Consider the following 11563-nt stretch of genomic DNA (forward strand, 5'->3'; position numbering starts at 1 on the left):
ACGGAGACCGCCATGACCACCGTCCTGATTACCGGCGCCAATCGCGGCATCGGCCTTGAGCATGTCCGGCAATATGCGGACAAGGGCGCGCGCGTGCACGCCTGCTGCCGCGACCCCGAGGGCGCCAATGAACTCAAGGCCCTCGCCGATGCGTCCGGCGGCAAGATCGTCGTTCACAAATTCGACCAGTCCAGGCCCGAAGACGCCGCGCGCCTGGCGGGCGAGATCGATGAGCCGATCGACATCCTCTGGAATAACGCCGGCACGGCGGGCGACCGCTCCAACCAGGTGTTCGGCACGGCGGCGGACACGATGAACACGGTGTTCGACGTCAATGTCACCGGCCCGCTGCGCCTGTCGGAGGCCCTGATCGGCCATGTCGAGAAATCGGACCGCAAAATCATCGCCATGCAGTCCAGCCAGATGGGCTCTATCGCTGATAACGGATCGGGCGGGGTTTACGCCTATCGCGCGTCCAAGGCGGCGCTGAACATGGTGACCCGCTCCATGGCCACCGATCTGGCCGACAAGGGCGTGACTGTCGTGGCGTTCCACCCCGGCTGGGTGCAGACCGATATGGGCGGCCCCAACGCCAAGATCAGCACGGAGGAATCGGTGCAGGGCGAACAGGAAGTCGTGGACAACCTGACCATCGACCGGTCCGGCGAATTCATCCGCTATTCCGGCGAAAAGCTGCCCTGGTAGATTCTGATATCCTCAAAAGGAAACGCCGCCGGCTCTAGGGGGAGGGCGAGCCGGCGGCGTCATGAACAGACCTCAGTCTGCTGTGGGGTAGGGGGACAAGGGATTGAGGTCTGTGTTCCTTGAATTCGTCCTGCTGAAACTTTCAGGCCCTTAGACCGTCTGGGCGACGGCGGTTTCGCCCTGATCGAAGAACAGCGGCCGTTCGCCCGCCTGCGCGACGAACACCGCCGATACCAGCAAGGCTGCGGCGGCGAATGCGATGGCGAAAAGACGGGCCATGTAGGTCTCCATGTCTGCGGCGAACAACGCCGCGAAAGACGAATATGGGACCGGACGGAAAAAATGCTCCTTCGCGCCGGTCACAACTGTGTGAACGTGCGGTCAGGTCAGTCGGTTCATTTGTTTTGACAGCGGCGCGGCGCGCTACATGGACGGCCTTGGCGGTATGGCCACGCCCTCGGCCGGCTTGCCGTCTCCCGACAGCAGGATGGCGACAGGGCGGGTCGAGGGGAACTGCGCCAGTATGATCATCACCATGACGGTCAGCGGCGCGGCCAGGAACATTCCCGCAATTCCCCAGATCGCCCCCCAGATCGCCAGCGACAGCAGCACGACGAGCGTGGAGAGGTTCAGCGACTCTCCCTGCATCCGCGGCTGCAGGAAATTGCCGATGACGAACTGCCACACGCCGACCCCGCCAAACACCGCCGCCACCATCCACAGCGATTCAAACTGCACCAGCGCGAACAGGGTCGGCAGGACCGTCGCCACGATGGAGCCGATGGTCGGCACGTAATTCAGCAGGAAGATCACGAAGGACCAGAACAGCGCATTGTCCAGCCCGATGAATTTCAGCGTGGCGTAGGACAGCACGCTGGTGATCACGCTGACGATGGTCTGGACCCAGAGATATTTCTCGATGCTCTCGCGGATCGACTCCATCACGCTGGCCGCGCGCATCCGTCCCTCGGCGTCCGGGAACAGGGCGTCCAGCTTTTGCGGGAAGCCCGCTTGCGCGGCAAACAGGAATCCCACGAAAATCAGCACGAAAACCGCGTTGGAGATGACGCTCTGCAGGGCGGAGGCAACCTCGGCGAAGAAGCGGCCCGGCCCCGCGCGCTCGAAAAGCTGGGCCAGGGTCGGCGGATCGGTCAGCCCCAGCAGGGCATAGGTTTCCGATATCGCCTGCGCGATGCGCGCGTCATAGGCGCTGGCGTTGCCGGCAAATTGCGCGGCGCTGTCCACGATCACCATGACCACCGCCACCATGCCCGCCAGAACCAGCAGGATGGCAATGGGCAGGGCCAGCCAGCGCGGCATGAAACGGATGCTTTCGTGCAGTCGCCGCGCGAAGGCGTCCATGACCAGCCACAGGAATACCGCCAGCGCGAACGGGGCCAGTATCTCCCGGAACCAGAACAGCCCGGTGATCACCACGCCCGCCGCGATGATGGAAAGTGAGATTTTCCCCGCCTGGTCCATGGTCCCTATTCGCGAATGCTTCGCCGGCCGCGTCAAGCCGCGTTGAAGCCGGGCGGGGCGGGGGCTATCGTCTTTTCTCTTCTTCCATTTACCGGGATGCGCGCACGTGAGCGATAGCGTTTTTGTCGGCGGGTCGCCGAACGGCCCCCAGAGCCTCCTTCTCAACCGCGCCAACCGTCACGGCCTGATCGCCGGCGCGACCGGCACAGGCAAGACCATCACCCTGCAGATTCTGGCGCAGGCCTTCTCCGAGGCCGGCGTTCCTGTCTTCGCCGCGGACATAAAGGGCGATCTTTCTGGCCTCGCCGCGCCGGGGGCGGATACGCACAAGCTGCATGACAAGCTTCATGAGCGCGCCCGGTCCATCGGGCTGGACCCATATGACTACGGTGCCGCCCCCACCGTCTTCTGGGACTTGCTGGGCGAGAAAGGCCACCCGATCCGCACCACGGTATCGGAAATGGGGCCGTTGCTGCTCTCCCGCCTTCTGGACCTGAACGAGACGCAGGAAGGCGTGCTGACCGTCGTTTTCGCGCTGGCCGATGACCAGAAGCTTCTGGTGCTGGACCTGAAGGATCTGCGCGCCCTGTTGACCTATGTGGCCGAGAACCGCGCGGAGATCAGCGCCGAATACGGCCAGGTCTCCACCGCCTCTGTCGGGGCCATTCAGCGCCGGCTTCTGGTGCTGGAGCGCGCGGGCGCGGACCGCTTCTTCGGCGAACCGGCCCTGTCGCTGGCGGACCTGATCCGCACGGACCTGTCGGGCCGCGGCTATGTAAACGTACTGGACGCCACCGGCCTGATCGCCGAGCCGCGGCTCTATTCCACCTTCCTGCTCTGGCTGCTGTCGGAGCTGTTCGAGGAACTGCCCGAGGTCGGAGACCCCGAAAAGCCGCGCATGGTCTTCTTTTTCGACGAGGCGCACCTTCTGTTCGAAGACGCGCCCAGGGCGCTGCTGGACAAGATTGAACAGGTCGCCAAGCTGATCCGCTCCAAGGGCGTGGGCATCTATTTCGTCACCCAGAACCCGCGCGACGTACCCGATGACGTTCTGGCCCAGCTGGGTACGCGCATTCAGCACGCCCTGCGCGCCTATACCCCGGCCGAGCGCAAGGCCGTGAAAGCCGCGGCCCAGAGCTTCCGCCCCAATCCGGAGCTGGACTCCGAGGCGGTGATCACAGAGCTGGGCGTTGGCGAGGCGCTGGTCTCCACGCTGGACGCCAAGGGCCGCCCGACCGTGGTGGAACGCACGCTGATCCGCCCGCCATCCTCGCAGATCGGCCCGATCACGGATGAAGAGCGCAGCCGCATCATCGCCGGCAGCCCGGCTGCGGGTCGCTATGACACGGCGCAGGACCGCGAGTCCGCCTATGAAATCCTGGCCGAGCGCGCCGAGCAGAAACTCGCCGCCGCCGAAAAGGCCGGCAAGGACAAGGCGAAGGCGTCGACATCCCGCCGCTCCTCGTCCCGCAAGTCCTCCGGCCGGCAATCCTATTTCGAAGCCTCGATGAAATCCTTCCTGCGCACCGCCTCCACCGAGCTGTCGCGGCAGGTGATCCGGGGCATCATGAAAAACCTCGCCCGCTAGGCCATGCCCGAACTCCCCGAGGTCGAAACGGTGCGGCGCGGCCTGACCCCGGCGCTGGAGGGCGCGCGCCTGAAAACCGTCACGCTGGGCCGCCCCGATCTGCGCTTTCCCTTTCCGCCCCGCTTCCGGGAAAGGCTGGAGGGCGCGCGCCTGATCCGTCTGGGCCGCCGCGCCAAATACCTGCTGGGGGAAACGGACACCGGCGAGTCCCTGCTGATGCATCTGGGCATGTCCGGTTCCTTCCGCGTGGACGGGACAGCGCCCGGCGACTTCGCCCATCCCAGAAACCTCGACCCGAAGCACGACCACGTGATCTTCGAGACCGCGGAAGGTAGCCACGTCACCTTCAACGATCCCCGCCGGTTCGGCTTCATGACCCTGATCGCGCCCGGCGAGACCTCGCCCTATCTGGACGGGCTGGGGCCGGAGCCGCTTTCCAACGCCTTCAACGGCCCCGTACTGCACGCCGCATTCAAGGGGCGGCGAACGCCGGTGAAGGCGGCGCTGCTGGATCAGCGCATCGTAGCGGGCCTTGGCAATATCTATGTCTGCGAGGCCCTGTTCCGCGCGAAGATCTCTCCCCGCCGCCTGGCGGCCAATGTGGGCGCGGCGCGATGCGAAAAACTGGCCGCCGCGGTCAAAGCCGTGCTGTCGGAGGCGATCGCGGCGGGCGGATCAAGCTTGCGTGATCACGCCCTGACGGACGGAACCCTGGGCTATTTCCAGCATTCCTTTTCCGTTTACGGGCGTGAAGGCGAGCCTTGCCGGGCCTGCGCCGCGCCCGTGACGCGGATTGTGCAAGCAGGGCGGTCCAGCTTTTTCTGCTCGTCCTGCCAGCGCTGAACGCGTTTGAAGGCGCCCCCTCGCCACAGGGCGCGGGTTGCGTTATGAGGCCCGGCTTTCGCGCGCGGGACCGGCTCGTCGGTCCGCAAGACGCGCAGCCGCCACACTCAAGGATGATGGTCCGGATATGGCTTTTGAGACGATCGAAGTGAAAACCGACGGCGCGGTCGGCGTCATCACGCTGAACCGCCCCAAGGCGATGAACGCGCTGAACGACCAGCTGACCACCGAACTCGCCCAGGCGCTCGCCGATTTCGAAACCAATGACGATATTGGCTGCGTGGTCCTGACCGGCTCCAAGAAGGCTTTCGCCGCCGGCGCCGACATCAAGGAATTGCAGGGCCGCGATTTCGTTGATCTCTACAAGAACGACCCCTTCGCGAAGACGTGGGAGTCGGTGGACCGCTTCCGCAAGCCGGTCATCGCCGCGGTATCCGGCTATGCGCTGGGCGGCGGCTGCGAGATCGCCATGATGTGCGACTTCATCATCGCCTCCGAAAACGCCAGGTTCGGCCAGCCGGAAATCACCATTGGCGTCATGCCCGGCTCCGGCGGCACCCAGCGCCTGCCGCGCTTTATCGGCAAGGCCAAGGCGATGGATCTCTGCCTCACCGGCCGCACCATGGACGCGCAGGAAGCCGAGCGCTGCGGCCTTGTCTCCCGTCTGGTCAGCGATGACGACCTGATGGAGGAGGCCATGGAGGCCGCCCGCAAGATTGCCGGCTTCTCCCGCCCCATCACCATGATGGCTAAAGAGACGGTGAACCAGGCCTATGAGACCACGCTCAGCCAGGGCGTGCGGTTCGAGCGCCGCGTCTTCCATTCCATGTTCTCGACCGAGGACCAGAAGGAAGGCATGGCCGCCTTCGCAGAGAAGCGGGCGCCGCATTTCAAGAATCGCTGAGCTTGCGCGGCGCCGCGCGCTTGACGCGGCCCGCCTATCCTTATATCTCGCCTGCCTTCGCCGCAGCGGCGCGAAATGCGCGCGCGGCCCGATGAATTTACGACGACCCTGAACACGGAAGTATAAGGCTCATGGCCAATACGCGTTCTGCGAAAAAGATGGTCCGCAAGATTGCGCGCCGCACCGAAGTCAACACCGTCCGCCGTTCGCGCATGCGCGGCTATGTCCGCAAGGTCGAGGAAGCGATTGCTTCCGGCGACCAGGCGGCGGCCCGCGAAGCCCTCGGCAAGGCCCAGTCCGAACTGGACAAGGCGGCCGGCCACGGCGTGGTTCACAAGAAGATGGCGTCCCGCAAGGTTTCGCGCCTGAATTCGCGCATCAAGGCGATGAGCGCCTGAACACGGCGCGCTGGTTTCCGGCCTGTCGCCGGGCCGTCATGAATCCGCAATAAATTTCAAAACGCTCCGGCCAGAACCTGTGCCGGAGCGTTTTTTTATGGGCCCCGTTTGCGCGCTTTTTGGCGCTGTCACCCCGCTGAAAAAAAAATGTTAAGAAAGGTAAACCTAAGTCCCCTCCGGGGTTCCGGTTTTTTCTTGTCAAGTGACTCGTTTCCCTCCAGCGGCGAATTTTGGGGTTTGATTCGCAGTGCCGTCTAAGTATCCTCCTCCTTGCTGATCGACGTACCAATCTTAAGACGGATTGAACTCGATAACCGCCTCCCGTGAGGAGCGCGGAGGGGGAATTTTTGTCTTTAAAAACAATATGCTGGCGTGCCGCACAAGGCGCGCCGGGCAAGGGGGAATTCAATGGGCGGGCAGTCAAAGGGAGCCGATATATCAATGGCGGTAGAGAGCGTCTGGGAGGCGATCAAGGGTCGCCTGAAGAGCGAACTTGGCGAGCAGACTTACCTGTCCTGGATCGCCAACCTTCAGGCTTCTGAAATTGACGGCCGCACCGTGCGCATCTCCGCTCCCAACCGTTTTTGCTGCGAGTATGTGGAGCAGAATTTCGGCTTCCGCATCCGCGAGTACTGGGCCGGTCTGGATTCGCAGAACCGCATGGTCCGGTTCGAGGTCACCGACGGCATGGCGCATCCGCCCGCCCTGCGGGTCGCCGCTTCCCGTCCCGCCGCCGCCGCGGGCGGCGCGTCCGGCGGAGGATCGGGCGCGGGCCTGTCCGAGCCGCGCCCCCCGGCCCGCATTGACCGCACCTTCGAGAATTTCGTGGTCGGCCCGGCCAATGAAGTCGCCGCCGCCGTGGCGCGCCAGATTTCCGGCGACGCCGCCGCGCGCTTCAACCCGGTCTATATCCATGGCGGCTACGGCATGGGCAAAACCCACTTGCTGCGCGCCATCCAGAATGAAAGCCGCGAGCGCGACCCGGAGCGCCGCATCACCTATCTGACGGGCGAACGCTTCACCAGCGACTTCCTGTCGGCGATGAAGAACCGCGACACCAGCGCCTTCAAGGAAACGGTGCGCAACACCGATCTTCTGCTGGTCGACGACCTGCACATCATGGCCGGCAAGACGGTCACGCAGGAAGAATTCTACCATACCCTGGCCGATCTCATTCAGGACGGCCGCCAGGTGGTCATCACCGGCGACCGCAAGCCGGGCGAGCTGGACGGCATTGACGAGCGCGTGCGCTCCCTGCTGGTCGGCGGCCTGCGCTGCGATGTCGAATGCCCGGATCTGGATCTGCGCCGCCGCATCCTGGACCGCGCCGTGCTGGACCTGCAGCGCACCTATCCCGGCTTCGCCCTGCCGGATCAGGCGTGCGATTTCATCGCCGCCCGTGTCACCGGCTCTCCGCGCGAACTGATCGGCGCCCTGAACACGGTGGTCTCACGCACCCTGCTGATCGGGCGCGAGGCGACGACCGAGGCGGTGACCGCCGCGCTCTCCGACTATGCCGTGGCCGCCACGCGCCGCATCACGGTGGACCGCATCCAGAAACAGGTGGCGTCCTATTATAATCTGAAAGTGCCGGAGCTTCTGTCGCCGCGCCGCGCCCGCGCCATCGCCCGTCCGCGCCAGATCGCCATGTATCTGTCCAAGCAGATGACCCAGCGCTCCCTGCCCGATATCGGGCGGCGTTTCGGCGGCAAGGATCACACCACGGTGCTGCACGCGGTGCGCCGCATCAGCGATCTGATGGAGAACGATCCGGCCGTGCATGATGACGTCAACGCGCTGATCCGCCTGCTGGAGCGCTAGGGCGGCGCGCCTTGCCGCCCCGCGTCCGCACAGGCCGGGCGCGGGAGGAAATGCGGAAAAAGGGCTTCGCGCGGCGGTGATTTTCGTTATTCTCCCGCCCCCGCGCCTGTCTTGCGCGGGGGCGATTCGCCTTTAACCCGTCAACCAAGAACCAAGCGCAGAACCCTTCATGAAGCTGACGATCGACCGCGCCGCGCTTATCCGCACACTGGGCCACGTCCAGAATGTGGTGGAGCGCCGCAACACCATTCCGATACTGGGCAATGTGCTGCTGTCCGCTGAAGACGGCGCGCTGAAATTCGCCGCCACGGACCTGGATCTGGAGATCACGGAGACGGTTTCCGCGGACATCGAGTCCGGCGGATCGGCCACCGCCCCCGCCCACACGCTTTATGAAATCGTGCGCAAGCTGCCCGAGGGCGCGGAGGTGGAAATCTCCATGACCTCCGGCGATCCCCGCCTGCAGATCAAGGCCGGGCGCTCGCAATTCTCGCTGCCCTCGCTGTCGCCGTCCGACTTCCCGGTCCTGAGCGCCGAGGGGCTGAGCCATGACTTCAAGGTCGAGGCGAGCGAGCTGGCGCGCCTGATCGACAAGACGCGCTTCGCCATATCCACCGAAGAGACGCGCTACTATCTCAACGGCATCCATCTGCACGCCATGGAGGCGGAGGGCGCGTCCCTGTTGCGCGCGGTGGCGACTGACGGCCACCGTCTGGCCCTGTCGGAGACCGCCATGCCGGACGGCGCGTCCGGAATGCCGGCGGTCATCGTGCCCCGCAAGACGGTGCAGGAGGTCCGCCGCCTGGTCGACGACGCCGATGACGAGGTCGAGGTTTCGGTCTCCGAATCCAAGATCCGCTTCCAGATCGGCGGCGCGACGCTGACCTCCAAACTGATCGACGGCTCCTTCCCCGATTATGAGCGCGTGATCCCGCGCGAGAACGACAAGCGCATGACCATCGAGAACAAGGTCTTCGCCAACGCCGTGGACCGCGTGGCGACGATCTCTGTCGAGAAGTCGCGCTCCATCAAGCTCTCGCTGGCCGAGGACACGCTGACCCTGGCGGTCAATAACCCCGAAAGCGGGCAGGCGACCGAGGAACTGATGGTCACTTACGGCTTTGACGCCATCGATATCGGCTTCAATGCCCGTTATCTGCTGGACGTCGCCGGCCAGATCGAGGGCGATACGGTCGATATCCTCTTCCAGGACTCGGCCTCTCCGGCACTGGTCAAGGATTCCGCGGACGAACACGCCCTCTATGTCCTGATGCCGCTGCGGGTCTGAGTTTTTCTGTCCCGATGAAACTCCGTCTCCTCGCCCGCGCGAGGGGATAGAAGGGGCGCCAGCATGACCCGCTCCCTCGCCATCACCCGGCTGCGGCTGACCGATTTCCGCAACTATTCCCGCGCCGAACTGGCGCTGGACGCGCGCCCCGTGGCGCTGGCCGGGCCCAATGGCGCGGGCAAGACCAATCTCCTCGAAGCGGTTTCCATGCTCTCTCCCGGCCGCGGCCTGCGCCGGGCCAAACTGGACTCGCTCCGCCGCGCCGAAAATGGCGAGACCGCCCCCGCCTGGGGCGTCGCCGCGACGATCGCGCGCGCCGGCGAAACGCATGAGATCACCACCGGCGTCGCGCCAGAGGCCCCCAATCGCCGCATCGTGAAGATTGACGGAACCAACGCCCCCGCCTCCGATCTCACCGCCCTGATCCCGATGGTCTGGCTGACTCCGGCGCAGGACCGCCTGTTCATGGGACCTCCGGGCGACCGCCGCCGCTTTCTCGACCGCCTGACTCTGGCCGCCGCGCCCGATCACGCCCGCAACGCCAGCATTTACGAAAAAGCGATGCGGGAGCGCCAGCGCCTGCTGGACGACAATGTTTTCGACCCCTCATGGCTCGGCGCGCTGGAGGCCCGCATGGCCGAGTCCGGCGCCGCCATGGCGGCCGCCCGCGCCCGCACGCTTTCCCGCCTTGCCGAACAGATCGCCGCCTCGCCCGACACCGCCTTCCCCACCGCGAGGCTGGCCCTGGACGGCGCGCTGGAAGAGGCCGCGCTGGGGGGCGAAACGCACGAGACCATCGGGGAAAGATTCGCCGGCAGGCTGGCCGAGGCCCGCAGCCGCGACGCCGCGGCGGGCCGCGCCCTGTCCGGCCCGCACCGCAGCGATCTGCGCGTCACTCACCGGGAAAAAGACGCCCCCGCCGCGCAATGCTCCACCGGCGAACAGAAAGCCCTCCTCACCGGCCTCATCCTCGCCCAGGCCCGCGCCCTGGCCGCCGATCACGGCATCGGCCCGATTGTCCTGCTCGACGAGGCCGCCGCCCATCTCGACCCCGACCGCCGCGCCGCCCTGATCGCCGAGCTGAACGATCTCGGCGCGCAGGCCTGGCTCACCGGCGTCGAATCCCGCCTGTTCGAAGCCTTCACGACCGACGCCCAGATGTTCCGCGTCGAAACCGGCGAAATCACGCCGGGCTAGGAAACGCCCCGAACAGCCATTCCGGTCTGGCCCTCTCCCACAGGCTGCACTAACCTGCGTGCGCAATCGTTGAGGGACGGGACAGGCAGGGGTTTCACATGGCGCTTATCAACGGCACTTCGGATTCGGATACCCTTACCGGGACCAGCGACGACGACCAGATTTATGGTCAGGGCGGCGACGACGACATCAGCGGGGATAATGGCGAAGACACACTCTTTGGCGGAGCTGGTGACGACCGGGTCGCGGGCAATCGGGATATAGACACCATTTATGGTGGAGCCGACGACGATTTATTGCTCGGACAACAGGGCGACGATTTCCTTTATGGCGACGACGGAACCGATGAATTGAGAGGCGCCGCCGGGGCGGACAATCTATTTGGCGGAAACGGCGATGATATCCTGGAGGGTGGAAGGGACTCCGATCTTCTGGATGGCGGCTCCGGAAACGACCTGGTGGATTACAGTGACGCCAGCTCCGCTTTGGTTGTGAACCTCGCCACAGGATCAGTCAGCGGCGATGACGACGCGGTCGGCGATACGCTGGTCAGTATCGAATCCGTTTTGGCCGGGCGGCGCAGTGACACGATCACAGGGGATGATGGCGACAACCGTTTCTATGGGGGTGCAGGCGGCGATCTTCTCTATGGGGCCGCTGGCGATGACTTTCTCTCAGGCATGACTGACGGAGACAGGCTGTTTGGCGGTCAGGGGAACGACAGGCTTTATGGCGGCGCCGCGAACGATGAGCTTTATGGCGGCGATGGAGCTGATGTGCTGGACGGTGGCGACGGCATAGACCGCGTTGACTACTCGGCCTCCTCCAGCGGTGTGACGGTAAACCTGCTTGCCGGAGCCGGAAGTGGCGGCTCGGCGGAAGGCGATACGCTTGCAAGTATCGAAGTGCTCTCCGGCTCCGCTTTCGATGATCTCCTTATCGGGGCCGGCGCAGACGATTTGCTCTCGGGAGCGGATGGAGACGACGTGCTCCGGGGGGAAACCGGAGACGATACGCTCTATGGGGGCGCCGACTCTGACAATCTCAAAGGGGGGGCGGCAATAGACAGCCTGTATGGCGAGGCCGGCGATGACCGTCTTTTCGGACAGGGTGGCGCTGATATTCTCTTTGGCGGAACTGGCAACGACAAGCTTTTCGGAAACGGAAACGGCGATACGCTCAATGGCGGCGCGGGAGCGGACTTGCTTTCCGGCGGTTTCGGTTCTGATTTTCTGTTTGGCGGGACCGGGGCCGATCTCCTCAATGGCGGCCCGGACAACGATGCCCTGACAGGCGGCCTTGGGCAGGACACGCTTTTGGGGGGTGATGGTTCTGAC

The 11563-nt window shown here is 64.9% G+C and carries 11 protein-coding genes; 9 read left to right on the forward strand and 2 right to left on the reverse strand.

From position 1 onward, the window contains the following. The first annotated feature begins 12 nt into the window (after window positions 1-12). Window positions 13-705, forward strand: a complete 693-nt coding sequence (locus tag H2040_RS09210; RefSeq protein ID WP_287156965.1) for an SDR family oxidoreductase — start codon at window positions 13-15, stop codon at window positions 703-705. Window positions 706-855: 150 nt separating this feature from the next. Here H2040_RS09210 and H2040_RS09215 read toward each other — a convergent pair whose 3' ends face one another. Together H2040_RS09215 and H2040_RS09220 are read right to left on the reverse strand one after the other, a co-directional pair. Further along, on the reverse strand, window positions 856-984 hold the full coding sequence (locus H2040_RS09215; protein ID WP_277813410.1) for a hypothetical protein: 129 nt from the start codon (window positions 982-984) through the stop codon (window positions 856-858). A gap of 144 nt (window positions 985-1128) precedes the next feature. After that, window positions 1129-2187: an AI-2E family transporter gene (locus tag H2040_RS09220; RefSeq protein WP_022696656.1), complete on the reverse strand. Its 1059-nt coding sequence runs from the start codon at window positions 2185-2187 to the stop codon at window positions 1129-1131. 106 nt (window positions 2188-2293) lie between these two features. On the opposite strand from H2040_RS09220, the gene H2040_RS09225 reads away from it, so the two are divergent. The 8 genes from H2040_RS09225 to H2040_RS09260 form a co-directional block, all read left to right on the forward strand. Beyond that, the gene (locus tag H2040_RS09225; protein WP_287156966.1) at window positions 2294-3775 is read left to right on the forward strand and encodes a helicase HerA-like domain-containing protein; all 1482 of its coding nucleotides are present in this window, start codon (window positions 2294-2296) and stop codon (window positions 3773-3775) included. A 3-nt stretch (window positions 3776-3778) separates the two neighbouring features. Then, window positions 3779-4618 (forward strand): bifunctional DNA-formamidopyrimidine glycosylase/DNA-(apurinic or apyrimidinic site) lyase, encoded by an 840-nt coding sequence (gene mutM, locus H2040_RS09230; protein WP_287156967.1) that lies wholly within the window; start codon window positions 3779-3781, stop codon window positions 4616-4618. A 127-nt stretch (window positions 4619-4745) separates the two neighbouring features. After that, complete coding sequence (locus tag H2040_RS09235) at window positions 4746-5522, forward strand: enoyl-CoA hydratase (RefSeq protein ID WP_022696659.1); 777 nt, start codon at window positions 4746-4748, stop codon at window positions 5520-5522. Between the two features lie 131 nt (window positions 5523-5653). Next, window positions 5654-5920, forward strand: a complete 267-nt coding sequence (gene rpsT / locus H2040_RS09240; RefSeq protein ID WP_022696660.1) for a 30S ribosomal protein S20 — start codon at window positions 5654-5656, stop codon at window positions 5918-5920. Window positions 5921-6361: 441 nt separating this feature from the next. Next, the gene (gene dnaA / locus H2040_RS09245; RefSeq protein WP_287156970.1) at window positions 6362-7741 is read left to right on the forward strand and encodes a chromosomal replication initiator protein DnaA; all 1380 of its coding nucleotides are present in this window, start codon (window positions 6362-6364) and stop codon (window positions 7739-7741) included. Between the two features lie 169 nt (window positions 7742-7910). Then, window positions 7911-9029 carry a DNA polymerase III subunit beta gene (gene dnaN / locus H2040_RS09250; RefSeq protein WP_022696662.1) on the forward strand — a complete coding sequence of 373 codons (1119 nt, stop codon included), beginning with the start codon at window positions 7911-7913 and terminating at the stop codon, window positions 9027-9029. 63 nt (window positions 9030-9092) lie between these two features. Then, a complete protein-coding gene (recF, locus tag H2040_RS09255; RefSeq protein WP_287156974.1) occupies window positions 9093-10226 on the forward strand; it encodes a DNA replication/repair protein RecF in 1134 nt (377 codons plus the stop codon). A 98-nt stretch (window positions 10227-10324) separates the two neighbouring features. Further along, the coding region (locus H2040_RS09260; RefSeq protein WP_287156977.1) for a calcium-binding protein at window positions 10325-11563 on the forward strand (1239 nt) is incomplete at its 3' end.

The sequence above is a fragment of the Euryhalocaulis sp. genome (assembly GCF_013911995.1).
Classification (GTDB): Bacteria; Pseudomonadota; Alphaproteobacteria; order Caulobacterales; family Maricaulaceae; genus Euryhalocaulis; species Euryhalocaulis caribicus.